A 24,937-nucleotide genomic window follows, 5' to 3' on the forward strand; every position below is an offset into this window, starting at 1 on the left:
TTTGTGGAGCCCCGTCCCCCCTTGTGGGGGCGGGGCTTTCGTTGTGTGGGGCGGGTTGTGGAGTTTCGTCCTGTGTCCGGGTGGGGGTTCGCGTCCGCGCCATCTCGCCGGTGGGGGTCGGGGCCGCGCCGGGGGGTGTCCGTCCTCGGAACGGCGCGATGGACCTTTTTACCGACTGACTGGCGTTGACGCGCCAACCGCTGCGGGCGGACACCCCCCGACACGGCCCCTTGCGTACGACGGCGGGTGCGGGTGCGGGTGCGGGTGCGGTGTGGTTTTACGTTTGTCCCGCGCGGCTTCGTAGTGCCGCTGCTGTCAGGGTGATCGCTGTTCCTGCCGCCGCCCATGCCGCGAGGACGAGGAGGGAGGTCGTCATCGCGTTGTTGTCGAAGTAGGCGATGGAGCGGGTCGACCAGGTGCCCGCGCCCGGGGGGAGGGCGGGGCCGATCGCCTTCCAGAAGGGTGGGAGGAGGGGTGGCGGGAGGGCGCCGCCCGCGCTGGGGTTGCCGAGGATGACCACCAGCAGGATGACCAGGCCGATGCCGATCGTGCCGAAGAGGCCCTGGAGGGCCAGGGTGGCCGCGCCCACGGCGAAGATGATTAGGGTGCCCAGGCCCCAGAGGGCCGCGGTGCTGCCCGGCAGGGCGTCCAGGATCGGGCCCGTGATGAGGGCTCCGCCCAGGCCGCCGGCGATCGCGACCAGGGCCATGACCGCCAGACGGATCGCGGCGCGGGTGGGGTTGGAGGGTTTCGCCCCGGCGCTGATGGCGAGGGCCGCGGCGCCCAGATAGCCGCCCACGCACCAGCCGATCACCAGGTAGAAGGACGAGAGTCCGTTGGGGTCGCGGGGTGCGGACGGGATGACGTCGATCGTCCGGATGGTGCGCCGCTCGGACTTCTCCAGGGTGGTGACCAAGGTCGTCAGCGTGGTGGAGAGGATCCTGCCGCCGCCGGAGGCGACCAGGAGGGTGTCGGTGCTGCCCCTGGGGTCGATGATCAGGGCCGCGTCGATGTCGCGCTGGGCGATCCGGCTCCGTGCTGTTGCCTCGTCGGGCAGGGCGCGGGGGTCCAGGGGGGTGCCGGGGAGGCGTTCGAGCCGGGTGACCGCCTGTGCGGCCGCGGCCTGGGGGGCGACGAGGCCGAAGGGCACGTCCTTGGGTTTCGGGTCGTGCAGCGCTCCCACGTACGAGGCGATGAACAGCAGCTGGAGCGCGATCACGCCGACCACGAGCAGGGTGGCCCGGGGGGTGACGGCGTCTCTCACCTCGGTGAGGAACGAGCTGTGCGGCATGCCTCCACGGTCGGGGGTTCTGGGGTGTTTCCGCAGGTGGGGCGGGGCCGAACGGATGTCGCACATACATTCGAGGATGGGGGTATGGTGGGGGTGAGGTAGTTGGGAACAGATGTTCGAGAGCTGAGTGCGGGAGGTGCGTGTGCCGGGGTTCACGCATCTGCACACCGTCTCCGGATTCTCGTCGCGCTATGGAGCCTCGCACCCGGAGCGGCTGGCCGAACGTGCCTCCGAGCGGGGTATGGACGCCCTGGCGCTGACCGATCGCGACACGCTCGCCGGTGCGGTCCGGTTCTCGAAGGCCTGCGGGAGGGTGGGGGTCCGGCCGCTGTTCGGGGTTGATCTGGCGGTGGCGGGGATGGAGCCCAGGACCGAGCGGCGGCGGCGGACCCCGGTGCGGGGTGGTGCCTTTGTCGATGAGTCGGCCCCTCGCGTGACCTTTCTCGCCCGGGACGGTGCCCGGGGGTGGGCGGAGCTGTGCCGGCTTGTCTCGGCCGCCCATGAAGGGGAGGCGACGCCCCTGCTGCCCTGGGGGCGCCACCGGGGCGAGGGGCTGACCGTGCTGCTCGGGCCCGCGTCGGACGTCGGGTGCGCCCTGGCCGCGGGGCGGCCCGACCGGGCGGCGCGACTGCTCGCGCCCTGGCGGGACGTCTACGGCGACGACCTGCGGCTGGAGGCCGTCTGGCACGGCCGGGAGGGTACGGGGCCGGGATCGCTGCGGCTGGCCGCCCGTACCGTCGGGTTCGCCGCCGAGCAGCGGATCCGGCCCGTGCTCACCAACGCGGTGCGGTACGCCGACCCTGGGCTCGGGCCGGTCGCCGATGTACTGGACGCCGCCCGGCGGCTGGTGCCCATCGACCCGGCCAAGGGGCTGGACTCCGGTGCGGCCTGGCTCAAGGGCGCGGGGGACATGTTCGAGGTGGCGGAGCGGGTCGTGGAGGCCGCGGGGTTCCGGCGGGAGACCGCTCACCGGCTGGTGGAGCAGACGGAGGCCACGGCCGCCGAGTGCCTGGTCGACCCCGAGGACGATCTCGGGATCGGCACCGTCCACTTTCCCGAGCCGCAGCTGGTCGGGGCGGGGCGCCGCACCGCCCAGCGGACGCTGGCCTCACGGGCGGCGGCCGGGATGGTGCTGCGCGGGTACGACCGGCGGCGGGAGTACTGGGAGCGGATGCACCATGAGCTGGACATCATCGCCCATCACGGCTTCGCCTCCTACTTTCTGACCGTCTCCCAGGTGGTGGAGGATGTCCGGAACATGGGCGTCCGGGTCGCCGCCCGTGGGTCCGGGGCCGGGTCGCTGGTCAACCATCTGCTCGGTATCGCGCACGCCGATCCGATCGAGCACCGGCTGCTGATGGAACGCTTCCTGTCGAAGGAGCGGGTCGTGCTGCCCGACATCGACATCGACGTGGAGTCCGCGCGCCGGCTGGAGGTCTACCGCGCGATCATCGACCGGTTCGGCACCGAGCGGGTCGCGACGGTCGCGATGCCGGAGACGTATCGCGTACGGCACGCGATTCGCGATGTGGGGGCCGCCCTGTCGATGGATCCGGCCGAGATCGACCGGATCGCCAAGTCCTTTCCGCACATCCGGGCACGGGACGCCCGCGCGGCGCTGGAGGAGCTGCCCGAGCTACGGGCGCTGGCCGGGGAGAAGGAGAAGTACGGGAGGCTGTGGGAGCTGGTCGAGGCGCTGGACGCTCTGCCGCGCGGGGTGGCCATGCATCCGTGCGGGGTGCTGCTGTCGGACGCCTCGCTGCTCGCGCGTACGCCGGTCATGCCGACCAGTGGTGAGGGCTTTCCGATGTCGCAGTTCGACAAGGACGACGTCGAGGACCTCGGGCTGCTGAAGCTCGATGTGCTGGGCGTGCGGATGCAGTCGGCCATGGCGCACGCGGTGGGGGAAGTGGAGCGGGTGTCGGGGGTCCGGGTCGATCTGGACACCCTGCCGCCCGGGGACCCGGAGACGTACCGGCTGATCCAGTCCACCGAGACGCTCGGGTGCTTCCAGATCGAGTCGCCCGGTCAGCGGGACCTGGTCGGACGGCTCCAGCCGGCCACGTTCCACGACCTCGTCGTCGACATCTCGCTGTTCCGGCCCGGGCCGGTCGCCGCCGACATGGTGCGTCCGTTCATCGAGGCCCGGCACGGGCGGGCGCCGATCCGTTATCCGCACCCTGATCTGGAGGGGCCGCTGCGGGACACGTACGGGGTCGTCGTCTTCCACGAGCAGATCATCGACATCGTCGACATCATGACCAGGTGCGGGCGTGGTGAAGCGGACCGGGTGCGGCGGGGGCTGTCCGATCCGGAGTCGCAGGCGCGGATCAAGGTGTGGTTCGCGCAGCACGCGGCGGCGAACGGATATGACGCGGAAACGATTCAGCGGACCTGGGAGATCGTCGAGGCCTTCGGCAGCTACGGCTTCTGCAAGGCCCACGCGGTCGCCTTCGCCGTGCCGACCTACCAGTCGGCGTGGCTGAAAACGCATCACCCTGCCGCCTTCTACGCGGGGCTGCTGACGCACGACCCCGGTATGTATCCCAAGCGGCTGCTGCTGGCGGACGCGCGGCGGCGGGGGGTGCCGGTGCTGCCCCTGGATGTGAACGCGTCGGGAGTCGCACACCGTATCGAACTGGTGTCCGGTAAGTGGGGGCTGCGGCTGGCCCTCTCCGATGTCCACGGCATCAGCGAGGCCGAGGCGGCACGGATCGCCGCAGGGCAGCCCTACGACTCGCTGGTCGACTTCTGGGAGCGGGGCAGGCCCAGCCGTCCGCTGGCCCAGCGGCTCGCGCAGGTGGGAGCGCTGGACGCGTTCGGCGCCAACCGCCGTGATCTGCAACTGCATCTGACCGAGCTGCACCGGGGCGCCCGGGGCGGGGGCGGTGGCCAGTTGCCGTTGGCCGGGGGGCGGAGGACCGCGCCGGCCGGGCTGCCCGACCTCACCTCCTCGGAGCGGCTCAGCGCCGAACTGGGCGTGCTGTCCATGGACGCCTCACGCAATCTGATGGACGACCACCGGGTCTTCCTCGACGAGTTGGGCGTCGTCTCGGCCCGGCGGCTGCGCGAGGCCCGGCACGGGGAGACCGTGCTGGTCGCGGGCGCCAAGGCGGCCACCCAGACACCGCCGATCCGGTCCGGCAAACGCGTCATCTTCTCCACCCTGGACGACGGCACGGGCCTGGTCGACCTCGCCTTCTTCGACGACTCCCACGACGCCTGCGCCCACACCGTCTTCCACTCCTGGCTGCTGCTGGTGCGCGGGGTCGTGCAGCGGCGTGGCCCGCGCAGCCTGAGCGTGGTGGGGTCGGCCGCCTGGAACCTCGCGGACCTGCTGGAGGTGCGCCGGGAGGAGGGGCTGGAGGGGGTCGCGGCCCGGCTGGCCGGAACCGGGCCCGGTGATTCCGGGGGTGACGGTGCTCCCGGCGACGATGGTGAGGGGGCCGTGCGGCGGCGGCTCGCCGGGTCGGAGGGGGCGCCCGCGCCGGCGGGTTCCGCGGCCGGGGATCCGATGGAGCAGCGGAAGATCCGCATGTCCACGGGGTACGAGATGCACCCCTGGGCCGATCTGCGTCCGGCGGGTGAAGGAACCGCGAACACAAGGAAGTTGTGGCACCAGAGTCCGGGGAGTGCGGGATGACCATCCTCTGCGTACGTTTCCAGCTGCCTCCGACGAGCGAGGCGGATCTGCCCCAGCTGCTCGGGATGCTGGAGGAGTTCACCCCCGTCGTCCAGGCCCTGCCGCCGGACGGGGCGCTGGCCGATCTGCGCGGCGCCGAGCGGTACTTCCGGCGGGACGCCGTCGAACTGGCCTCGGTGATCCGGGTGCGCTCGCTCGCGCTGCACGGCGTCGACTGTGTGATCGGGGCCGGACCCGGGCCGATGCTGGCCCGGATGGCGCTGCGCGACGCGGCCCCCGGGGTGACCCGTACGGTGCCCGACGAGCCGGACGCCATCGCGGAGTTCCTCGCGGAACAGCCCGTCGCCGCACTGCCCGGCGTGGGCACCGCGACCGCCCGCACACTGGGCGACTACGGCCTCGACACCCTCGGCCGGGTCGCCGCGGCCCCGCTGTCCACGCTGCAACGGCTGATCGGCGCGAAACCCGGCCGCGAGCTGCGCGAGAAGGCGAACGGCGTCGACCGCGGCCGGGTCGTGCCGAACGCCGTCTCCCGGTCCCTCGCGACGGAACGCCCCTTCGGGCGCGACGAGCTGGACCCGGAGCGGCACCGCCGGGCCCTGCTGTCGGCCGCCGAGGAGATCGGTGCCCGGCTGCGCGCCCTGGAGAAGGTCTGCCGCACGCTCACCCTCACCGTGCGCTACGCCGACCGGTCCGCCACCACCCGCAGCCGCACCCTGACCGAACCGACCGCGCACTCCCCGGCGCTGACCAGGGCCGCGTACGGCATGTACGAGGCACTCGGGCTGCAGCGGGCCCGGGTGCGGGCCGTCGCCCTGCGCGCCGAGGGGCTCGACCCCGCCGACCGGGCCTCCCACCAGCTGACCTTCGACCCGGTGGACGAGAAGGTCCGCCGTATCGAGGAGATCGCGGACCAGGCCCGGGCGAAGTACGGGCCGCGGGCGGTGATGCCCGGGGGGTTGGGGGGCCGGGCGGCGTAGATCCCCGCTCGTGACGTCAGTTGGCCCACGGCGGCACGATGCGGGTGCCGTCGGCCAGCCGTGCCTCCAGGCCGATGGAGGTGGTGACCCAGGAGTGCGCGGTCCGGTCGGTGGGGTTCTCGACGGTCAGGGTGGCGCCGGGGTTGATGATCACCGTGTCGCCCGCCGCGACCCGCTCGGTGTGGCCGTCGAGGGTGATCAGCAGCTCGCCGTCGAGCAGATGGAAGATCTCCTCCCGGCTGACCGTGTGCGCGGGCGCCTTGAGGCCGGCCGGGATCTCACCGCGCCAGGCGCACAGCTCCTCGCTGCCGCTGCCCGGGGTGGCGTACGAGACGAAACGGGCGCCGTGGATTTCGTGGACGACGGCTTCGGATGATCGGACGATGGGCACGCTGCCTCCAAGTGGTCAAGTAGCTTGACTATATAGTCAAGCTACTTGACCGTCGCGTCAAGGGTGTTTCAATGCAGGCGTGCAGAACTCCGAGGCCATGGCCGTGTCCGCCGCCCTGCTCGCCGTCGCCGGTGGGCTCACGCAACGCATCCACGAGGGCGTGCTCGCCCGTGGCTTCGAAGGGGTGCGGCCCGCGCACGGCTTCGCCTTCACCCGGCTCGCCCCGGACGGCGCCACGGCCACCGACCTCGCCGCCCACCTCGGGGTGACCAAGCAGGCCGCCGGCCAGCTCGTCGACGAGCTGGTGCGCAAGGGGTATGTCGAGCGGCGGCCGCACCCCGGGGACGCGCGGGCGCGGCTGGTCGTGCTCACCGAGCGCGGGTGGGCCTGCACCCGGGCGGCGGAGGAGGCGGCAGCGGAAGCCGTACGGGAGTGGGGCGAGCTGCTGGGGGAGCGGGAAGTGCACGCGCTGGGCGAGCAGTTGCTCCGCATCGCTCCGCACGGACCCATCCGGCCTGCCTGGTGAGGCGTGTCGGCCGGGACATCGCACGCCGGTTACCGCTGCAAGTTTTACTGACGCGTAACTTCCCAGTTTGACTACTCGCCCGTAACTTGACGAGTGAACAGCATCCTCGTGATCCGGATCACAGGGCCCAGTGCCGTCGCATCCCCCTTGAGCCGCAAGGAGATCACCCGATGCTGCCCTGGAAGCGAGTCCTCAGACCCCTGTCCGCGCTGCTGCTGACCGCCGCCGCCCTCACCGTCCCCGCCACCACGGCCCAGGCCGCCGGCGCCCCGAGCTCCGGCTGGAACGACTACTCCTGCAAGCCGTCCGCCGCCCACCCCCGCCCGGTCGTCCTCGTCCACGGCACCCTCGGGAACTCCGTCGACAACTGGCTGGGCCTCGCCCCCTACCTGAAGGTCCGCGGCTACTGCGTCTTCTCCCTCGACTACGGCCAGTTGGCGGGCGTCCCCTTCTTCCACGGCCTCGGACCCGCCGAGAAGTCCGCCGAACAACTGAAGAGCTTCGTCGACAAGGTGCTCGCCGCGACCGGCGCCACCGAGACCGACGTCGTCGGGCACTCGCAGGGCGGCATGATGCCCCGCTACTACCTGAAGTTCCTCGGCGGGGCCGCCAAGGTGAACGCCCTGGTCGGTATCGCGCCCAGCAACCACGGCACCGACCTGAACGGCTTCACCAAGCTGCTGCCCTACTTCCCCGGCGCGGCGGACCTGCTGTCGAAGAACACCCCCGCCCTCGCCGACCAGGTCGTCGGCTCGGCCTTCCTCACCAAACTCAACGCGGGCGGCGACACCGTGCCCGGCGTGCGGTACACCGTCATCGCCACCAAGTACGACGAGGTGGTCACACCGTGGCGCAGTCAGTTCCTGAACGGACCGGACGTGCGCAACGTCCTGCTCCAGGACCTGTGCGCCCTCGACCTGTCCGAGCACGTGGCCGTCGGGCTGCTGGACCGGATCGTCTTCCACGAGGTGGCCAACGCCCTCGATCCGGGGCGGGCCAAGCGCACCACCTGTCTCTCGGCCTTCGAATGACACGTGTCATCCCGTGACACGTGTCAGGGCGAACACGTCGGGGCCTGTCCGGCCTGAGCCGCCGGACAGGCCCCGGGTCATGGGGTGTGCGGATCAGCGGCGACCGCCGCTCACCGCCCGGCGCCTGGCCGCCAGGAACAGGGCCGACGAGCCGATCGCCAGCGCGGCCGCACCGCCGACCGCGAGGTACGTGGTGCCGCTGTCACCGCCGGTCTCGGCGAGGTTCTCGTTGGCACCGGCGGGCTCGGGCTGGTTGGCCCCGTCGGGCGCGGGCGCGGCGGCCTTGGGCCGGTCCGCCGTCTCCGTCGTCTCCTTCGCCCCCTTCTCCTCCGCCTCCGGGGCGGCGTCCGGCTTCGCCGAGGTGCTGGGGTCGTTGTCGCCGTGCCCGTGGTGCTCGATGGTCGACTTGGCGTTGCCGTCCTTGATCTGCTTCTCGCTGGGAGCGGAGGCGGACGGGGCCGGAGCCGCGCCGCCACCGCCGCCCGCCGAGCCGCCGCCCGCGGCGGCCCCGCCGAAGCTGACGTCCGAGCAGGAGTAGAACGCCTCCGGGCTGTCCGACCGCTGCCAGACCGCGTACAGCAGGTGCTTGCCCGAGCGCTGGGGCAGAGTGCCGGAGAACGTGTAGAAACCGCCCGTGGCGGCCGGGTCGGTGGAGGTCGCGACCGGCTTCGCGAGATCCAGGTCCTTCCAGGCGAGCGGCTTGGCCGGGTTGTAACCCGGCTTGGTGATGTAGACCTTGAAGGTGCCCTTGTGAGGGGCCGTCACGCGGTACTTGAAGGTCTGCTTGCCGCTGCGGACGCCGGTCGCGGGCCAGTCGGCGCGGGGGAGGTCGAGCCCCTTGAACTCCGCGTTGTTCGCGCTGCACAGCTTGCCGTCCGGAATGAGCTGCTGGTGGCGTCCGCCCGCGTCGCCGATGCGGATGCCGTTCCAGTCGTAGAGGGCCTGCGTGCCGCCCGCCGCGACCGCCGCCTTGCACGCGGCCGACCTGGGGCTCTCGGGGCCCTCGGCGTAGCACTGCGAGACGCGGCTGACCGGGTCGCCCATCGAACCGTGCGCGGCGGCCGGGGTGGCGGTCAGCGCGGTCAGGGCGAGCGGGAGGCCGCCGAGGGCGGCGACGGTGACGGCCTGGCGGCGTGCGGGCATGCGGGGCTCCTCGAAGTGGTGCGTGGGACAGGGCCCGGCCCGCGTGGGCCGGGCCCCGTGGGGGGTGGTCCGAAACTAGCCCTTGCGAACCGTGAAATCGCCTGCTGAGGGCGGGTGGAGGAGATCCTTATGGCCCGCTTAAGGGAGTGTTCGGACTGGCATCAGGTAGGTACCGTCACGGCATGCCGGACGAGGAGATCCGGCCGGCCCTGGCCGCCGACGTGCCGGTCGTCACGGACGTGATCGACGCGGCCTTCCGCCCCTACATCGCGCGCATCGGGCGGGTGCCGCGCACGGCCAGGGAACGGGGCGGCGGCTGCTGCGGTTCGTGGACGCACACGCGCGTGCGCTGGGGCTGCCCGAGATCAGGCTCTCGGGCCCTACGACCGCGTCCACTACCGCAAGCGGCTGCTCTGAGGTGTGCGGCTGCTCCAAGGCGTGCGTCTCATGATCGGCATTGGCCGTTCAGGCGTCCGGCCACCAGGCGCGGGCGATGTCCTTGCGCACCTCGGGGCGCCCCGCGGGACGCTCGTCGGCCTCTTCGCGGACCCGGCGGACATCCGTCTTCTTCAGGGGCTTCAGCACGGTCACACGGCGCATGGCTGCCTCCTTGACGGCCTACCGGGTTCCGCGTTCTCACGGAGGTAGACCTTTCGGGGGAGAGTTCCTCATCGGTCCCGGTCTGTCTGTGGCGGCTGTCACCATGGGACTGTCAGTGGCGGGTGTCACTCTGGGCCCATGACGAACAGGGACCGGGACTGGGACGCCGAGGCCGCCTCCTTCGACGAGGAGCCGGACCACGGCCTGCGAGACCCCGAGGTGCGCCGCGCCTGGGCCGGACGGCTGCGTGACTGGCTGCCCGGACGGGCGGGGGACGTCCTCGACCTCGGCTGCGGCACCGGCAGCCTGTCACTCCTCGCGTCCGAGCAGGGCCACCGGGTGACGGGCGTGGACCTCTCCCCGGCCATGGTCGCGCTCGCCCGGGAGAAGCTCGCCGGGCGCGAGGCGGTGTTCCTCGTGGGGGACGCGGCGGCACCGCCGGTCGGGGAGCAGCGCTTCGACACCGTGCTCGTCCGGCACGTCCTGTGGACGCTGCCCGACCCCGGCCGCGCCCTGCGGCACTGGCGCGGGCTGCTGCGGCCGGGCGGGCGGCTCGTGCTGGTCGAGTGCGTGTGGGGCGACATCGACCCGGTCGGCATACCCGCCGAGCGGCTCACCGCGCTGCTCGCCCCGATCGCCGGGCAGCCACGGGTGGAGCGGCTCTCGGGCGACCCGCTGCTGTGGGGCGGGGAGGTGCCGGACGAGCGGTACGCGGTGGTCGCCGAGGTGAGCCCGTCAGGCCAGGAGCGCGGTGAAGTCTCCGCCGCGGGCCAGTGACTCCAGTTCGTCCAGCGCGGCCAGGGCGGCCCGCGCCGCGTCCGGGTCCGCCTCGCCGAGGCCGCTCTCGGCGAACTCGTCCTCGTCCAGGCGCCGTACGTCCGTGCCGTCCGCCGAGCGCCACAGGTCCAGGTCGAGATCCTCCACGACCAGCTCCCCGCCGGTGCGCCGCGCGGGGCGGGTGACGTCGCAGTACCAGCCCTTCAGCGCGCCCGCGGCGGAACGGACCTCCTTCACCGCGTACCACCGGTCGCGCCAGTAGTACTCCGTGAAGACGTCCCCGGGCTCGAAGCGTACGAACCCGAAGTCGCGGACGCCGGAACCCGCCCAGGGCGCCCGCACCGCCACCCGCGTCCCGTCGTCCGCCAGCAGCTCACCGGCGTAACGGATCTTCGTACGGCCCGCCTTGACGAGCACGACCTCCAGCCGCGCGGGCGGGTCAGCCGAGTTCGCGGACATGGCGCACCTCCTTCGCGCAGATCTCGTAGCCGAACCACTTGTTGATGGCGATCATCGGCTCGTTGCCGGTGTCGTTGCCGGTGAACGCCTCCGTGCATCCCGCCGCGCGGGCGCGGTGCAGGGAGTCGTTCTTGGCGAGCTTCGCCAGGCCCCGGCCGCGGAACTCCCGGACGGTGCCGGTCATGGCCGTGGCGTAGCGCGACTGGCCGTCGGTGTACGCCACGCTGAACGCGACGGGCCGGCCGTCGACGACCGCGACCGTGGTCAGCTCGCGGTTCAGGAGCGGGTGCTTCCAGTGCTCCTCCACCCAGGCCTCGTAGTCGGTGAACTCGACGTCGATGTCGCTCGGTTCGTCCGACGACGCCGCCGCGTCCAGTTCGAACAGCGGGCGCGGGTCGTCCGCGAAGTCGGCGGCCGTACGCAGCTCCACGCCGGAGGGGACATCGGCCAGGGGCGGCAGCGCGCCCGTCAGGTCCAGGCGCAGGAACCAGGCGGAACGGCTGGCCCGGAAGCCGTGCCGCTCGGCGAAGGCGAGGTTCTCCGGCTCGTCCAGCACCCAGGTGAACAGCTTCGAGACGCCCAGCCGCCCCAGGCGCTCCTCGGCGGTGCGCAGCAGGAGCGAACCGGCGCCGTGGTTCCGGCGGTTGGGGCGCACATAGATGTTGGCCGAGCCCTGGCCCGGTTCGGGGCTGTCGTGGGCGACGCTGACCTGGGCGGTGCCGATGATCTCGCCGTCCTCCTCGGCGACGAGCTGACCGAAGTGGGCGTCGGGGTGGACGTGCGTCAGGGTGTGCAGCACCGACTCGGGTGTGGAGAGCATGTACGGCAGGGCGAGGCGGCGGGTGTCGGAGAACCCCTCGGCATCGGCTCGGACGTCGGGGCGCAGGTCGCGCACGATCACGGTCATGGTGGCGCACGCTACGCGTGGAGCCGACCGGGGTGCCTCTCATTTTCCGCCGGGTGCGCGACAATCGGGCTGTGACCTTGAAGATCGACATCGACGACAGTGCCCCGCCCTACGAGCAGGTGCGGGCGCGGATCTCCGAGCAGGCCCGGTCGGGTGCGCTGCCGGTGGGCTACCGCCTGCCGACCGTGCGCGGGCTGGCCGAGTCGCTGGGCCTCGCCGCGAACACGGTCGCCAAGGCGTACCGGGCGCTGGAGGCGGACGGCGTGATCGAGACGCGGGGGCGCAACGGTACGTTCGTGGCCGCCGCGGGGGCGGCGGCGGACCGTGAGCTGGCCTCGGCGGCCCAGGCCTACGCGGAGCGTGCCCGGCGGCTCGGGCTCACGGAGGCCGATGCGGTGGCGGCGGTACGGGATGCCCTGCGGGCGGCTTACGGGGAGTAGGGCGTTGGGCCGCCGGGGGTGGGGTGGGCCTTGTGCGGTGAGCGTTCGGGTGCGGGTCCGGTGGGGGTTGTTCGCGCAGTTCCCCGCGCCCCCAGGAAGGGCGATGGTGCTGCGGTGGGTGCGGAGCCGCAGGTCGTTACGGTGGGGGTTGTTCGTGCTCGCGCGGCGGAGCCGCAGGTCGATACGGTCCCGTGCCCTCGGGGTGACGGTGCCGGGGTGGGATCCGGTTCAGCCGGTCCGCGTGACGTGCTCGGGGGTTCGTGTGATGGTCAGGCCCGCCGATCTCGCTGCCCGGGCGAAGGCCGTCGCGTCTTCCACCGCCGCGCCGCCCGGGTCGTTGTTGAAGTATGTGTAGACGTCCTCGCCGCCGGGCCAGGTCGTGGCGATGCGGTCGAGCCAGGTGGCCAGGGAGCGGCGGCCGTAGCGGGGCCAGGGTCGGGCGCGGCCCTGGTGGAAGCGGACGTAGCCCCAGTCGGCGGTGCGCCACAGCGGGGTCGCGGGGCGGGCCAGGACGTCGGCCCAGCACAGGGCGGCACGACGGGACTCCAGGACGCGGCGGACCTCGGGCGTCCACCAGGAGTCGTGGCGCGGCTCGACCGCGACCCGCGTCGAGGCCGGGAAGCAGGCCAGGCACGTGTCCAGCAGGCCCGGATCGGCGCGCAGCGTGGGCGGCAGCTGGAGCAGGACCGGGCCGAGCCGGTCGCCGAGGCCCGCCGCGTGGCTCATCAGGCGGTGCACCGGCTCCTCGGGGTCCTTGAGCCGTTTGATGTGCGTCAGATAGCGGCTGGCCTTGACCGCGACGACGAAGTCCCCGGGCACCCGCTCCCGCCAGTCCTGGAACGTCTCGCGCGCGGGCAGCCGGTAGAAGGCGTTGTTGATCTCGACGGTGGCGAAGTGCCGCGTGTACTCCTCCAGCCACAGCCGCATCGGCAGCCCGGACGGGTACAGGACGTCACGCCAGTCCTTGTACTGCCACCCGGACGTACCGACGAACAGGGTCATACCCCCATCAAAACACCGGCGGGCACCGGCCTCCTACAGATGGCCTCCTACAGATACAGGCCCGCGTCGACGCCCCCGCGCGGCTCCGGCAGGGACGTCGGGGACGTGCCCCGGCGCAGCGCGTACAGCTCGGCCAGCGTCGCGCCCTCGCGGCCCACGCCGTCCTCCTGGCCCAGCCAGGTCACCGCCTCGGAGCGGGTCAGCGGACCGACCTCGATCCGGGCGAGGCAGCGGCCCGGGCGGACCACGGCCGGGTGCAGACGCTCCAGGTCCTCGTTGGTCGTGACACCGACCAGGACGTTGCGGCCCTGGCCGAGCAGGCCGTCCGTCAGGTTCAGCAGCCTCGACAGGGCCTGGCCCGCCGTGTGCTTGGCCTCGCCGCGGATCAGTTCGTCGCAGTCCTCCAGGAGCAGCAGCCGCCAGCGGCCCTTGCCCGTCGCGTCCTCCTCGCCGATGGCGATGTCCATGAGGTAGCCGACGTCGGAGAAGAGCCGCTCGGGGTCCAGGACGCAGTCCACCTGGCACCAGTCGCGCCAGGACCGGGCCAGGGTGCGCAGCGCGGAGGTCTTGCCGGTGCCGGGCGGCCCGTGCAGCAGCAGGAGACGGCCCGCGATGTCCTCCGGGGTCGTCTTCATCAGGCGGTCCATCGCGTCCGCCACCGGCGCGGTGTAGTTGGGCCGGACCTCGTCCCAGGTGCCCGCCGCGATCTGACGGGTCGTGCGGTGCGGGCCGCGGCGCGGGGAGACGTACCAGAAGCCCATCGTGACGTTCTCCGGCTGCGGTTCGGGCTCGTCGGCCGCGCCGTCCGTGGCCTGGTCGAGGATCTTCTTCGCGAGGTCCTCGCCGGTCGCCGTCACCGTGACGTCGGCGCCCCGGTTCCAGCGGGAGACCAGCAGCGTCCAGCCGTCGCCCTCGGCGAGCGTCGCGCTGCGGTCGTCGTCCCGGGCCACGCGCAGCACCCGGGCGCCGGGCGGCATCAGCGTCGCACCGGAGCGCACGCGGTCGATGTTCACCGCGTGGGAGAACGGCTGCTCGCCCGTCGCGAAGCGGCCGAGGAACAGCGCGTCGACGACGTCGGACGGTGAGTCGGAGTCGTCGACGTTGAGCCGGATCGGCAGCGCCTCGTGCGGGTTTCCAGACATGCCCGCCATGATCCGGCACGGGGACGCCGCGTGCACCCGGTTTCCAGGTGCACGCGGCATGTCGCCTCCGCGCAGGTCAGCCCGCGGCGGGGGAGACCAGCCGGCGGGCCCGCCGGACCCCGCGGACCACGGCGTACCCCTTGGTCAGGGCCCGGTCCCCGGCGAACGTGCGGGCGATCGCGCGACCCGCCACGACCCGCTCGAACTCCTCGATGCCGGTGCTGCGGCGCACCGTCACCCGCCGCAGCGCGTACGGCCCCTGCGCGCGCCGCGCGAGGCCGTTGCCCACGGCGAGGGCCTGGGCCCAGCCCGTCTCGCGCACCGCCTGCCGGACCCGGCGGCTGGAGTAGCCGTAGGGGTAGGCGAACGAGGCCGGGACGGCGCCCAGTTGGTCCGAGACGATCTCCTTGCAGTGGATCAGCTCGAACCGCAGGGTGGCGTGGGAGACCTGGTCGAGCTGCGGGTGGCTGTGGCTGTGCCCGCCGATCTCGACGCCCGCCGCCGCCAGTTCGCGGACCTGGTCCCAGTCGAGCATGGTGTCCAGGCCGCCCCCGGTGTCGTACGGCCCCCTCAGCCACCCGGTCGAGACGAACAGGGTGGCCGGGAAGCCGTGCTTGGCGAGCGCGGGGAGGGCGTGCCGGTGCACGCCCTCGTAGCCGTCGTCGAAGGTGATGAGGACGGGCCGCTCGGGCAGCGCGCGGCCGGAGCGCCAGCACGCCGCCAGTTCGGCCGTGGTGAGCGGCGTGCGGCCCCGGTCGGCGAGCACCGCCAGCTGCTCGGCGAAGGCCTCCGGGGTCACCGACAGGGCGCGGGTCGCCTCGTTCGGTTCGGTCGCCACCGCGTGGTACATGAGGATCGGTACGCGTGCGTCGGCGTCACTCACGGGCCGCCACCTCCACCTCGGGTACCCGGAACGTGGTCCCGCCCCGCCGCGCCCGGACGCTGCCGACGACGTAACCGCCCGCCGCGGTCAGCACTCCGGCCACGATCGCACCGGCCCGCCCCGCGCCGCCCGGCCGGGCCAGCAGGGCGTCCCGCAGCCCCCGGGCCACCCCGGCCGGCAGGACCCGGGTGGCGTACCGGCGCTCCGACTCCAGGCCCTTCCCGGCGCCGACACTGCGCGCCACCAGGGCTTTGGAGAGGCCCTCGGCGTAGGCGCGGGTGCGGAAGTAGCGGAAGTGCTCGCGGACCTCGGGCACCCGGTGGTGGATGACCGCCCGGTCGTCGATCAGCAGGACCGCGTCGGGCCGGGCGCGGCTGAGGCGGATGCACAGTTCCGTCTCCTCGCAGCCCAGCGGGCGTTTGTCGCCGTCCCGGCCGATGCCGGTGGCGAAGCCGCCCGCCGCGTCGAAGGCGCTGCGGCGGAACGAGGCGTTGCCGCCGAGCACGTTGCGCACCCGCACCCGGCCGCGCGGCAGGCCCCGGTACGTGCAGCCCACCACCCAGTCGAACTCCTCCGGGAACCAGTGCGGCCGCCGCCCCGACGCCCAGACCGGCACCGTGCGCCCGCCCACCGCCATGACCCGCTCGTCGGCGTACGCCTCGGCGAAGTGCCGCAGCCAGTCGCGCTCGGCCACGGCGTCGTCGTCGAGGAAGGCCACGATCTCGCCGCGGGCCGCGGCGATGCCGGTGTTGCGGCCCGCGGACAGCCCGCGGGGGCCCGCGTTGGCGAGCACCCGCACCGCGGCGCCGTCGGCAGCCCCCTCGTACTCCTTGTACTCCTTGGCCAGCCGCTCCCGGAGCGTCTCGTTGTGATCGACGACCAGCAGCGTCTCCAGGGCCGGCCGCGACTGCGCGTGGACCGAGGAGACCGCGGCGAGGATGTCCTCCCAGCGGTCCTCGGTGTACGCGCAGATCACGACGGAGATGCCGGGACCGCTCAAGACACCTCTCCCCGCATCGCGTCCGGCATCGCCGACCGGGACGAACGGCGGCGCAGCGCACGGCGGTTGGAGCGCTCCTGGAGGATCACCCGCAGCACGCGCAGGCCGTCCCGCACGGCCCGCAGATTGCTGACGCCGTGGATGCGCAGGTACTCGTGGCTCGGGATCTCCTGCACCTTCAGCCCGGCCTTGACCACGCGGATGTTCATCAGGGTCTCGACCTCGAAGCCGGTGCAGTCGAGGTCGATCTTGTCGAGGCAGTGCCGCCAGAACGCGTTGTAGCCGTAGCAGAGGTCGGTGTAGCGGGCGCCGAACTTGCGGTTGACGGCCGTGCACAGCGCCCAGTTGCCCAGCTTGCGGATGAAGGTCATGTCGTCGGTGCCGCCGCCGTTGGCGAAGCGGGAGCCCTTGGCGAAGTCCGCGCCGGAGACCAGGGCGGAGACGTAACTGAGGATCTCGCCCCCGTCCGCCGAGCCGTCCGCGTCGACCATCACGATGATGTCGCCGGTGCAGGCCTGGAACCCGGTGATCAGGGCGTCGCCCTTGCCCTTGCCGCGCTGCTCGACGACCTTCACCTCGGGCCACAGCTCGCGGGCCACCCGGACGGTGTCGTCGGTGGAGTTGCCGTCGACCAGGACCACTTCGTGTATCCAGTCGGGCAGTGTCTTGAAGACGTACGGAAGGTTCTCCGCCTCGTTCATGGCCGGGATGACCACGCTCACCGGCGGCGCGATGGCCAGGTGCGAGGAGACGGGCCGGTACTTCCCGGCGACCGGCGGATGCTGCTCCGCGGCGGCCGGTTGCAGAACTGAGCTCATGAGTCTGGTCCCTCTCGTCCGGTGGACCGCCCCCCCAGGGCAGTCCGGATCCAATCCGGTTCGAAAGGGGGGTTCTCACTCGGGCATGCCGAAGTGGAACTTCGGGCACGCCGGGTGAGCTGGCAAAGCTGACCGGCCGCGAGAACGGCAGCCGACCGCGCGGCACGGCCCGGTCACCACGTGCGGTCACCGAGCACGGCACCCCCCTACCGCGCCCCGCGCCGGTTCGTCGCGGTCCTTGAGCCCTCCCCTGGAGCCGCGTACTGACGGACCGATGCGGGTGAGATGTATGACGGTATTGACGATTGAACCCGTATGGCAAGACCTGGAACGGCCGCTCACGTTTTTGTTGGTTTGGCCGTTGCGTCGGATGCCTTGAGCGACGCAAGTTGCACGTTCCCGTCCCATAAACATGCGTTCCCCGGAGGCGATCGGGCCTCCGGGGAACGCATGTTCGCTGACCGGTCGTCGCGGAAATACTTGGCATGGACACTTCCTGTCAACACGCGTAGCTGCTACGACGGTTATGGCAGAGATCCTGCTAAAGGGAGGTTCCATGAGACGTTCCCGACTTGTCGTCCTCGTGAGCTCGCTCCTCCTCGCCGTCGGCACCGCCCTCACCGGGGCAGCGACGGCGCAGGCGTCCTCACTCGCCGCAACTGGCGGCTATGTGGCGCTCGGTGACTCCTACTCCTCGGGAGTCGGGGCCGGCAGCTACATCGGATCCAGCGGCGACTGCAAGCGCAGCACCAAGGCCTACCCCTACCTCTGGGCTGCGGCCCACTCACCCTCGACCTTCGCCTTCACCGCCTGCTCGGGCGCCCGAACGGGTGATGTTCTGGCGAGTCAGCTCACCCCGCTCAGCGCCTCCACCGCCCTCGTCTCGATCAGCATCGGCGGCAACGACGCCGGGTTCGCCGACGTCATGACGACCTGTGTGACCCAGTCCGACAGTTCCTGCATCTCCCGCATCAACACCGCCCGCGCGTACGTCGACTCCACGCTGCCCGGCAAGCTCGACGGCGTGTACTCGGCGATCCGCTCCAAGGCCCCCGCCGCTCGGGTCGTCGTCCTCGGCTACCCCCGCTTCTACAAGCTCGGCGCCACCTGCCTCGGTCTGTCCGAGACCAAGCGCAAGGCCATCAACGACGCCTCCGACCACCTCAACACCGCCATCGCCAAGCGCGCCGCGAACCACGGCTTCGCGTTCGGCGACGTACGCACCACCTTCAGCGGCCACGAGATCTGCTCCGGCGACTCCTGGCTGCACAGCGTCAACTGGCTGAACATCGGCGAGTCGTACCACCCGAAGGCACCCGGCCAGTCGGGCGGCTATCTGCCCGTGCTCAACAGCAACGACTGACCGCTCAGCCGGAGTCCGTGTCCTGGTTCGACTCCGGATCCGTACCCGGGTCCGAGTCCGTAGCGGAGGGAGAAGGGGAGGCCCCGCCCGTCGGGGTCTCCGACTCGCACGTCACCGAGAACGGCACCGACTCGGACGTCGTGCGCACCGGCTCGCGCACCTCCACGCCGATCTCGTTCTCGAACGTCCCGCTCTCCTCCTGGGTCGTCACCCGCACCGTGTCCCGCTTCGAACGGCCGCCGCCCTCCGCGAACGACAGCGTCTTCCAGCCCCCGTCGAGGACCTGGCCGTCCTGCGTCACCCAGCGGTAGCTCACCTCGGCCGGCAACCGGCCCACCGTGAGCGTCGCCGTGAACTCGGGCGCCCGGGCGTTCGGCGGCGGACACGGCCCCGTGTAGTCCGTACGCCGGCCCTCCAGGGCGACCCGCACCGACTGCGGCGGCGCACTGCTCTCCTTCGACTCGCTCGGGGTCGGCGACGGGCTGGACTTCTCCGTCGCGGTGTCGCGCGGCGGGCTCTTGGTCGCCGTCGGCGTACCGTCCCCGGCACCCTGGTCGTCGCCGCCGGAACCGTCCCCGTTGTTCAGCAGCGCGTACGTCAGCCCGCCCACCGCGAGCGCCAGCGCGATCACGCCCGCGACCAGCACCCGCCCGGCCCTGCGCTCACCGTCCCGGCCGGTGGCCGTCGTGGTCGCCGTCGGCCCGGACGCCGCCGTACCGCCCGGGAACGGCATCGGGGGAGTGGGGGACGGCTCGGGGTGGCCCACGACCGTCGGCGGGAGCGCGGCGGCCCGCGTGGTGTCCGCGCGCGGCGCACCCCCTGCGGCGACCACCCGCAGCTCCTCCTCGGCCCGCCCGGGCGGCAGCCGCTGCTCCGGATCCTTGCGCAGCAGCCCCTCGATCACCGGGGCGAGCGGCCCGGCGCGGTACGGCGGCGGCAACTCCTCGTCCACGATCGCCCGCAGTGTGCTCAGCGGGGTGTCGTGACGGAAGGGGGAGTGGCCCTCGACCGCCGCGTACAGCAGCACCCCGAGCGACCACAGGTCCGACTCCGGGCCCGGTGTACGGCCCAGCGCCCGCTCCGGGGCGAGGAACTCGGGCGAGCCGATGACCTCTCCGGTCATGGTCAGCGCCGAACTGCCCTCGACCATGGCGATACCGAAGTCGGTGAGCACGATCCGGCCGTCGTTCGAGATCAGCACGTTGGCCGGCTTCACATCGCGGTGCAGCACCCCGGCCTCGTGCGCGGACCGCAGCGCGGCGAGCACCTCGGCGCCGATGTGCGCGGCGCGCTGCGGCGTCATCGGGCCCTCGGCGTCGAGGACCTCGGCCAGGGAGAGACCGCGGACCAGTTCCATCACGATCCAGGGCCGGCCGTCGTCCGTGGCCACGTCGTACACCGTCACCACATTGCGGTTGGCGACCCGGGCCGCCGCCCACGCCTCCCGCTCCAGCCGCGCGTACATCCGCTGCACGTCGTCGCCCGCAAGCCCGGACGGGGCCCGCACCTCCTTGACGGCGACCTCGCGGTGCAGCACCTCGTCGCGGGCGCGCCACACCGTTCCCATGCCGCCCTCGCCCAGCGGCGCCAGGAGGCGGTAGCGGCCCGCGATCACACGTTCATGGCCCGGTTCTTCGAACACGGCGCCCCCATTCGCAGCCGGGCGAAATCTCCATGGGGTGTGTCTTCCCCATGAGGTCGGTTTTCCTCACGACGTCCGCTTTTCTCCTGACGCCCGATGTCTCACGAACGTAACTCAGCCGAGCGCGGATGCCGCCCCCTTGAACACCAGTCCGGCCCCGAGAACCACCACGGCGAAGGCCGAACCGAGGGGCGCGGTGCGGCGCACCAGGGCCGCCATCGGGCCTCCCGTCCAGCGGGGGCGCCGGTCCAGGAGCCGGGTCATGCCGCTGCCGGCCTTGACGACGGCGTACCCGGCGGCCGTGAGGGTGAGCGCCAGCCCGACGCCGTACGCGACGACGAGCAGCAGACCGAACCAGGCCTGTCCGAGGGCGGCGGCGCCGACCAGCACCACTACGGCGGACGGGCTGGGCACGAGGCCGCCCGCGAACCCCATGAGGATCGTGCCGCGCAGGGTGGGGGCGATGGCGTGGCTGTGGGTGGAACCGCCGTGGGTGTGCTCGATCGTGTGGGGGTGGGCGTGGGGGTGGCTGTGATCGTGCGGGTGGTTGTGGTTGTGGTTGTGGTTGTGGTCGTGGGCGTGGTCGTGGTCGTGGGCGGGCTTGGGCTCGTGTTTGCCGTCGTGGTCGTGGGTGTGGCCGTCATCGTGGTGGTGGTGGCCGTGCGGTGGGTGGGTGTGCGCGCGGTTGCGCAGGGCGCGGCGGACCAGGCTCGCGCCCGCCAGCGTCACCAGGAGGCCGCTGGCGACGCCGAGCCAGGCGATCACCGAGGGGGCCGCCGCCGAGCCGGCCGTGACCAGCAGGCCCAGGGCGACCACGCCCAGGGTGTGCGTGATGGTCACCGAGGCGGCCATGGGCAGGACGTCCTTCATCCGCGCCTGACCGCCCCGGGCCGCCGCCGTCGCGGCCATGATGGTCTTGCCGTGGCCCGGCGCGAGCGCGTGCATCGCCCCGAGGACGACGGCGATGAGCAGGGCCAGCGCGGCGAAACCGGCGGTGAGGTCCTGCCGGGCCACCAGATCGTCCAGGGCGCGTGTCCAGCGGTCCGCGCCGCGCGGCAGCACGGAGGCCGCAGGGGCGTCCGACTCCTCCTCGTCCAAGGCGGCGCCACCGGGACGCACCCGCAGGGCGGCCGACGCGGTGTCGGCCGGGGAGGAGAGCAACTCCTCCGGATAGCTCGTGAGTTCGTCCGAGATCGACTTCTCCGGCACGTCCGAGGCGGCGAGCGTCATACGGTCGCCCCGGGCCGTGATCTCCCGCCAGCCCGGGCCGGACGAGGCACCCGCGCCACGGAATCCGAGGGACAGCGTCCTCTGCTCGGACGGGAGCGGCGCGGTCAGCTCGCACTCCACCCGGAGGGTGTCGAGCCCCGCCTGCCCGGGCCGCACGCGCGCGCGGCTGCGCTCGGCGGTGAGGGCGACCGCGCGTCCGTCGACGGTCGCGCGGCTGTCCTCGGCGGCCGTGGCGCACCGCTCGCGGGCCCACATGGCGATGCCCAGCCGCTCGATGTCCGGCCCCGCCTGGGTCGCCGGGATCTCGGCGAGGTCCTCGACGTGGTGGATCCGCAGCTCGCCGGGGGCGGCGACCAGGCCGTCGTAGCGGTTGACGGTGAAGTTGCCCAGCGGGTGGGCGCTCGCCGTGGCGGCGGGCAGCAGGGTGAGCGCGCAGGCGGCCGTGAGGACGGCGGCGCCGGACGCGAACAGCCGGCGCGAGGTCACCGGTTGCCCTCCAGGTCCTTGAGTGCGGTACGGGCCTCACGCGCGCCGAGCGGCGAGAAACCGGGATTCAGATCCAGCGCGGCCTTCAGGTGTGCGCGGGCCTCTCGCTGGTCGCCGGTGGCGCGCTCGATGACGCCGCGGTGGTAGAGGAAGACGGCGTTGCGGTAACCGGTGGCGGTCGCCCGGCGGGCGTACGGCAGGGCCTCCTCGTCGCGGCCGTTGATGTGCAGGGCCCAGGCGAGGGCGTCGGCGGTGTGCACGCTGTGCCGCCGGTCCCACTCCGCGCGGGCGGCGCGCAGGGCCTCCTTCTCGTCGCCGTGGTCGGCGGCGGCCAGGGCCGTCTCGAGGTCGGTGTTGGCGCCGCCGGCGCGGGCGAGGGCGGTCCAGGCGTCGACGAGGGCGTACTGGTCGCCGGCCTTCGCCCGGTCGCCGTCGGCGCCGCGGTCCTCGTACAGCTCGCCGAGGGCGACGAGCGGGCCGGGCAGCGGGAACCGGGCGACGACCTGCTCCAGCCCCCGCACGGCGGCCTTCCGGTCACCGCTCGCGGCCTGGGCGCGGGCGCGGCCCTCCAGGGCGGGCAGATACGCGTCGTCGGCGGCCAGGGCACGGGCGTAGTGGTCGAGGGCCGTCTTGTACTCGCCCTGGTTCCAGGCGAGTTGACCGAGAGCGGTGGCGACGTACGCGACGTCGGCGGGCCCGTGCGCCGAGTCCAGGGCGCGCTCCAGCACCTCACGCGCCGTGCGGACGTCACCGCGCAGCTCGCGCACGTACGCGTACCGCGTGAAGACGGGGATCCCGGGACGCCTGTCGTCGGCGGTGTCGGCGGCCTTCGCGGCGTCGCCGTACCGGCCGAGTTCGACGAGGGCGTCGATCCGGGTGCACAGGGCGCGTTCGTTGTAGGGGTTCTGCTTCAGGGCCCGGTCGGCGTGGGCCAGCGCGCCGGGGAAGTCGTGCCGGGCGGCGGCGAGGGCGGCCTGCCCCGCCAGGGCCTGGTCGTTGCCGGGCTTCAGGGCGAGGGAGCGCTTCAGGGCGCTCTGGGCCTGGGGATACCGGGAGGGGTCACCCTTCGTGCGGGCCTGCTCGACGTAGGCGACCCCCAGGGTGGCCCAACTGCCGAAGTCCCGTGGCTGGGCCCGCAGATGCTTCTGCAGGGAGGCGACCCCCGCGTCGAGATCCCCCCGGGCGAGATCGCCGGGCGACAGCGCCCCGGCCGCCGAGACGGCGTCGGCACCGGCCCCGCGGTCCTGCCCGCCCCCGACCGCGACGGCCCCACCGGTCACCGCGACCGCCAGCAACACGGCGCACCCGGTCAGATGCAGGGCCCGCCACCGCCGCCCCCCGTCGGCGGCCCGCCGCACCGCGGCGACCCGCTCACCGGAGTCGGCCTCGGTCCCGCCCGCTTCCTCTCCCTTGCCCTCGGCTGTCTCCCCGGCCGGAGAAGGGGCGTGCGCGTCGTCACCGGCGCAGGGCTCCGGGGCCGTCGACGGCGCGCGGTCGTCGTCGGGCGTCTCCGGTGTGCTGTCGGTCGTACGCGCAGGCATGACCTCTCCTCGATCGGATGTGCTGGTGGGGCGGTGGAGTCGGCGGCGCGGCCCGCGCCGTGGGGGACGGGGAACGGACCGCGCCGGTTCGGGGGAGCGGAGCGGGTCAGTAGGCCCGGTTCCGCATACGGCGCCACCACATCAGGGCCGCGCCGATCAGGACGATGCCGCCCGCCCCGGCCCCGGCGGAGGCGGCCATCAGGCGCGTGTCGTCCGAGCCCTCGGCGCCGGCCGGCCGCAGCGCGTCGCCCAGCTGGCTGCGGACGTCGTTGCCGCCGTCCACGCCCTTGGCGAGCGGGCCGCGCGAACCCTCCGTGGGCAGGGCCACGTACGGGAAGGACTTCTCGAACTTCTTGTCGTTCTTGTCGACCGCGTCACCGAGGTCGTTCTTCTCGCCCAGCAGCTCGCCCTCGACGACCTGGAGCGAGGCGTCGATCACGTCGTCGGTGAGGCGACGGCCGTTCGGGAAGCCCGCGTTGTCACCGTCCAGGACACCCAGCCGCTTGGGCTTGGCGGCCGGCTTGATGGAGGTGTTGAGGCGCAGCTGCTCCGACGGCGTCACGTGCGGCGGCTGGTTGAGGTCCTTGACGCCCTTGAGGAAGACGTCGACGAGGTCGTTGCGCGGCTCGGCCGGCGCCGGGATCTTGTAGATCGCCTCGATGAGCTTGGGCAGCTCCGGGTTGGTGACGTTCTCCAGGAAGTCCGCGTCGTCCCGCGGCGTGGACGCGTTGAACTTGTCCTTGTCCTTCAGCGGGTTGACGACCTCGTTCACCAGCGGGTTGCCCAGGCGCGAGACCTGGGAGAAGTAGCCCTTGGCGTTCTTGCGCTGGGTCGTCGACCAGACGCCGACGATCGGCTGTTCGTGCGACTCGGTGATGAGGCTGCTGGGCACCTGGAGGGCGATCGAGTTGACGTTGTAGCCCTTGAGGGTGTCGTTGCCGACCTCGGAGAGGTTCCCGCCGTACAGCAGGTCGAAGACGCGCAGGTCCAGGAAGAACGGGTCGTCGGCCTGCCCGGCGAACGTCTGGGCGCCACCGGCGAGTTCATGCACCGCCTGCTTGCGCAGGGTGTTGTAGTCCGGCATCGACGCCTTGCCCACGTTCGACGGCGCCACCGGCACGTCGTCGGCGACCTTGGTCTTCGACACGGCCTTCAGGTGTTTCAGCTTGATCAGCTCGAGGTCGTACGTCTGCGTGATGTTGAGGTCGGGGTCGTCGAGGCTCTCGACCGGGCCCGTGTTGTACAGGAAGGTCTTGTCGTTCTTCGTGTGCGTCTTGAACGTGTAGCGGAAGAGCAGGTCTTCCTGCGCGTCGCCGTTGCTGTCGATGCGCAGGTCGTACTGGGCGTCCTCGGCGAACGGGAAGAAGTTGGGCCCGCCGGCCGGTTCCTCGAAGGGGATCCAGTTCGCGACGATGGTCGTCGTGTCCGGCTTGTCCGGGCTGACGAACGCGTACACGTCGGTGTTGTCGTACTGCGGAGTCCCCGAGATCAGCGGAGCCTCGCGGTGGCTGGAGGCGGAGGCCTCCTCAGGGGCCAGCGCGGTCACACCGGCGGCGGCGAGCCCGCCGGTCGCCAGCGCACCACAGATCACGGTCGCGATGCTCCGGCGCCCCGCGCCGGTCCTGAAGGTAGGTGTCATGCC

Annotated in this window: 22 protein-coding genes and 1 pseudogene; 8 read left to right on the forward strand and 15 right to left on the reverse strand. The window is 72.5% G+C overall.

The window, feature by feature from the left end; translation table 11 throughout:
* Positions 1-277: 277 nt before the first annotated feature.
* Entirely contained in the window at positions 278-1,291 is a 1,014-nt protein-coding gene (locus ACFZDE_RS28625) for a DUF3533 domain-containing protein (RefSeq protein ID WP_391204562.1), read from the reverse strand.
* Between the two features lie 142 nt (positions 1,292-1,433).
* Here ACFZDE_RS28625 and ACFZDE_RS28630 point away from each other — a divergent pair, with 142 nt between their 5' ends.
* Both ACFZDE_RS28630 and ACFZDE_RS28635 read left to right on the forward strand, forming a co-directional pair.
* Entirely contained in the window at positions 1,434-4,934 is a 3,501-nt protein-coding gene (locus ACFZDE_RS28630) for a DNA polymerase III subunit alpha (RefSeq protein ID WP_391204565.1), read from the forward strand.
* On the forward strand, positions 4,931-5,914 hold the full coding sequence (locus ACFZDE_RS28635; protein WP_391204568.1) for a hypothetical protein: 984 nt from the start codon (positions 4,931-4,933) through the stop codon (positions 5,912-5,914). Before ACFZDE_RS28630 ends, ACFZDE_RS28635 begins: the two co-directional genes overlap by 4 nt.
* Positions 5,915-5,930: 16 nt before the next feature.
* Here the strand turns inward: ACFZDE_RS28635 and ACFZDE_RS28640 are convergent, their stop codons facing one another.
* Positions 5,931-6,305 (reverse strand): cupin domain-containing protein, encoded by a 375-nt coding sequence (locus ACFZDE_RS28640; RefSeq protein ID WP_391204570.1) that lies wholly within the window; start codon positions 6,303-6,305, stop codon positions 5,931-5,933.
* A 79-nt stretch (positions 6,306-6,384) separates the two neighbouring features.
* On the opposite strand from ACFZDE_RS28640, the gene ACFZDE_RS28645 reads away from it, so the two are divergent.
* Both ACFZDE_RS28645 and ACFZDE_RS28650 read left to right on the forward strand, forming a co-directional pair.
* Positions 6,385-6,831, forward strand: a complete 447-nt coding sequence (locus ACFZDE_RS28645; RefSeq protein ID WP_391204573.1) for a MarR family transcriptional regulator — start codon at positions 6,385-6,387, stop codon at positions 6,829-6,831.
* A 170-nt stretch (positions 6,832-7,001) separates the two neighbouring features.
* The gene (locus ACFZDE_RS28650; RefSeq protein ID WP_391002767.1) at positions 7,002-7,862 is read left to right on the forward strand and encodes an alpha/beta fold hydrolase; all 861 of its coding nucleotides are present in this window, start codon (positions 7,002-7,004) and stop codon (positions 7,860-7,862) included.
* A gap of 93 nt (positions 7,863-7,955) precedes the next feature.
* Here the strand turns inward: ACFZDE_RS28650 and ACFZDE_RS28655 are convergent, their stop codons facing one another.
* A complete protein-coding gene (locus ACFZDE_RS28655; protein WP_391204575.1) occupies positions 7,956-9,005 on the reverse strand; it encodes a lytic polysaccharide monooxygenase in 1,050 nt (349 codons plus the stop codon).
* A 182-nt stretch (positions 9,006-9,187) separates the two neighbouring features.
* On the opposite strand from ACFZDE_RS28655, the pseudogene ACFZDE_RS28660 reads away from it, so the two are divergent.
* Positions 9,188-9,422, forward strand: a pseudogene (locus ACFZDE_RS28660) (hypothetical protein).
* Positions 9,423-9,470: 48 nt separating this feature from the next.
* Here ACFZDE_RS28660 and ACFZDE_RS28665 read toward each other — a convergent pair.
* Complete coding sequence (locus ACFZDE_RS28665; protein WP_391204578.1) at positions 9,471-9,605, reverse strand: hypothetical protein; 135 nt, start codon at positions 9,603-9,605, stop codon at positions 9,471-9,473.
* A gap of 138 nt (positions 9,606-9,743) precedes the next feature.
* On the opposite strand from ACFZDE_RS28665, the gene ACFZDE_RS28670 reads away from it, so the two are divergent.
* Positions 9,744-10,382, forward strand: a complete 639-nt coding sequence (locus tag ACFZDE_RS28670; protein WP_391204581.1) for a methyltransferase domain-containing protein — start codon at positions 9,744-9,746, stop codon at positions 10,380-10,382.
* Here ACFZDE_RS28670 and ACFZDE_RS28675 read toward each other — a convergent pair.
* The gene (locus tag ACFZDE_RS28675) at positions 10,341-10,841 is read right to left on the reverse strand and encodes a DUF402 domain-containing protein (protein ID WP_391204584.1); all 501 of its coding nucleotides are present in this window, start codon (positions 10,839-10,841) and stop codon (positions 10,341-10,343) included. The genes ACFZDE_RS28670 and ACFZDE_RS28675 overlap by 42 nt on opposite strands.
* Positions 10,822-11,748 (reverse strand): GNAT family N-acetyltransferase, encoded by a 927-nt coding sequence (locus tag ACFZDE_RS28680; RefSeq protein WP_391204587.1) that lies wholly within the window; start codon positions 11,746-11,748, stop codon positions 10,822-10,824. Before ACFZDE_RS28680 ends, ACFZDE_RS28675 begins: the two co-directional genes overlap by 20 nt.
* A gap of 71 nt (positions 11,749-11,819) precedes the next feature.
* Between ACFZDE_RS28680 and ACFZDE_RS28685 the strand changes: the two genes are divergently transcribed.
* Positions 11,820-12,188, forward strand: coding sequence for a GntR family transcriptional regulator (locus ACFZDE_RS28685; RefSeq protein WP_391002754.1), 369 nt, complete (start codon positions 11,820-11,822; stop codon positions 12,186-12,188).
* A gap of 228 nt (positions 12,189-12,416) precedes the next feature.
* On the opposite strand, the gene ACFZDE_RS28690 is transcribed toward ACFZDE_RS28685, so the two are convergent.
* The 5 genes from ACFZDE_RS28690 to ACFZDE_RS28710 form a co-directional block, all read right to left on the reverse strand.
* Complete coding sequence (locus ACFZDE_RS28690; RefSeq protein ID WP_391002752.1) at positions 12,417-13,190, reverse strand: DUF72 domain-containing protein; 774 nt, start codon at positions 13,188-13,190, stop codon at positions 12,417-12,419.
* Between the two features lie 47 nt (positions 13,191-13,237).
* Positions 13,238-14,332: a DUF5925 domain-containing protein gene (locus ACFZDE_RS28695; RefSeq protein ID WP_391204590.1), complete on the reverse strand. Its 1,095-nt coding sequence runs from the start codon at positions 14,330-14,332 to the stop codon at positions 13,238-13,240.
* Between the two features lie 76 nt (positions 14,333-14,408).
* Entirely contained in the window at positions 14,409-15,182 is a 774-nt protein-coding gene (locus ACFZDE_RS28700) for a polysaccharide deacetylase family protein (RefSeq protein ID WP_391205024.1), read from the reverse strand.
* Between the two features lie 25 nt (positions 15,183-15,207).
* On the reverse strand, positions 15,208-16,215 hold the full coding sequence (locus tag ACFZDE_RS28705) for a glycosyltransferase (RefSeq protein ID WP_391002748.1): 1,008 nt from the start codon (positions 16,213-16,215) through the stop codon (positions 15,208-15,210).
* Positions 16,212-17,033, reverse strand: coding sequence for a glycosyltransferase (locus ACFZDE_RS28710; protein WP_391002746.1), 822 nt, complete (start codon positions 17,031-17,033; stop codon positions 16,212-16,214). The genes ACFZDE_RS28705 and ACFZDE_RS28710 overlap by 4 nt, the downstream gene beginning before the upstream one ends.
* A 556-nt stretch (positions 17,034-17,589) precedes the next feature.
* Between ACFZDE_RS28710 and ACFZDE_RS28715 the strand changes: the two genes are divergently transcribed.
* A complete protein-coding gene (locus ACFZDE_RS28715; RefSeq protein ID WP_391002744.1) occupies positions 17,590-18,396 on the forward strand; it encodes a GDSL-type esterase/lipase family protein in 807 nt (268 codons plus the stop codon).
* Positions 18,397-18,400: 4 nt separating this feature from the next.
* On the opposite strand, the gene ACFZDE_RS28720 is transcribed toward ACFZDE_RS28715, so the two are convergent.
* The 4 genes from ACFZDE_RS28720 to ACFZDE_RS28735 form a co-directional block, all read right to left on the reverse strand.
* Positions 18,401-20,038: a protein kinase gene (locus tag ACFZDE_RS28720; RefSeq protein WP_391204593.1), complete on the reverse strand. Its 1,638-nt coding sequence runs from the start codon at positions 20,036-20,038 to the stop codon at positions 18,401-18,403.
* A gap of 114 nt (positions 20,039-20,152) precedes the next feature.
* Positions 20,153-21,754, reverse strand: a complete 1,602-nt coding sequence (locus tag ACFZDE_RS28725) for a nickel transporter (RefSeq protein ID WP_391204596.1) — start codon at positions 21,752-21,754, stop codon at positions 20,153-20,155.
* Positions 21,751-23,295: a tetratricopeptide repeat protein gene (locus ACFZDE_RS28730; RefSeq protein WP_391204599.1), complete on the reverse strand. Its 1,545-nt coding sequence runs from the start codon at positions 23,293-23,295 to the stop codon at positions 21,751-21,753. Before ACFZDE_RS28730 ends, ACFZDE_RS28725 begins: the two co-directional genes overlap by 4 nt.
* Before the next feature lie 106 nt (positions 23,296-23,401).
* Positions 23,402-24,934: a DUF4331 family protein gene (locus tag ACFZDE_RS28735; protein ID WP_391204602.1), complete on the reverse strand. Its 1,533-nt coding sequence runs from the start codon at positions 24,932-24,934 to the stop codon at positions 23,402-23,404.
* Positions 24,935-24,937: the final 3 nt, after the last annotated feature.

This window comes from Streptomyces sp. NPDC007929, assembly GCF_042959065.1.
GTDB lineage: Bacteria > Actinomycetota > Actinomycetes > Streptomycetales > Streptomycetaceae > Streptomyces.

Coding starts and splice junctions, on each gene's coding strand:
- ACFZDE_RS28625 (WP_391204562.1), bottom strand. CDS start 1,291: ATGCCGCACAGCTCGTTCCTCACCGAGGTGAGAGACGCCGTCACCCCC.
- ACFZDE_RS28635 (WP_391204568.1), top strand. CDS start 4,931: ATGACCATCCTCTGCGTACGTTTCCAGCTGCCTCCGACGAGCGAGGCG.
- ACFZDE_RS28650 (WP_391002767.1), top strand. CDS start 7,002: ATGCTGCCCTGGAAGCGAGTCCTCAGACCCCTGTCCGCGCTGCTGCTG.
- ACFZDE_RS28655 (WP_391204575.1), bottom strand. CDS start 9,005: ATGCCCGCACGCCGCCAGGCCGTCACCGTCGCCGCCCTCGGCGGCCTC.
- ACFZDE_RS28665 (WP_391204578.1), bottom strand. CDS start 9,605: ATGCGCCGTGTGACCGTGCTGAAGCCCCTGAAGAAGACGGATGTCCGC.
- ACFZDE_RS28670 (WP_391204581.1), top strand. CDS start 9,744: ATGACGAACAGGGACCGGGACTGGGACGCCGAGGCCGCCTCCTTCGAC.
- ACFZDE_RS28675 (WP_391204584.1), bottom strand. CDS start 10,841: ATGTCCGCGAACTCGGCTGACCCGCCCGCGCGGCTGGAGGTCGTGCTC.
- ACFZDE_RS28680 (WP_391204587.1), bottom strand. CDS start 11,748: ATGACCGTGATCGTGCGCGACCTGCGCCCCGACGTCCGAGCCGATGCC.
- ACFZDE_RS28690 (WP_391002752.1), bottom strand. CDS start 13,190: ATGACCCTGTTCGTCGGTACGTCCGGGTGGCAGTACAAGGACTGGCGT.
- ACFZDE_RS28695 (WP_391204590.1), bottom strand. CDS start 14,332: ATGTCTGGAAACCCGCACGAGGCGCTGCCGATCCGGCTCAACGTCGAC.
- ACFZDE_RS28700 (WP_391205024.1), bottom strand. CDS start 15,182: ATGTACCACGCGGTGGCGACCGAACCGAACGAGGCGACCCGCGCCCTG.
- ACFZDE_RS28710 (WP_391002746.1), bottom strand. CDS start 17,033: ATGAGCTCAGTTCTGCAACCGGCCGCCGCGGAGCAGCATCCGCCGGTC.
- ACFZDE_RS28715 (WP_391002744.1), top strand. CDS start 17,590: ATGAGACGTTCCCGACTTGTCGTCCTCGTGAGCTCGCTCCTCCTCGCC.
- ACFZDE_RS28730 (WP_391204599.1), bottom strand. CDS start 23,295: ATGCCTGCGCGTACGACCGACAGCACACCGGAGACGCCCGACGACGAC.
- ACFZDE_RS28735 (WP_391204602.1), bottom strand. CDS start 24,934: ATGACACCTACCTTCAGGACCGGCGCGGGGCGCCGGAGCATCGCGACC.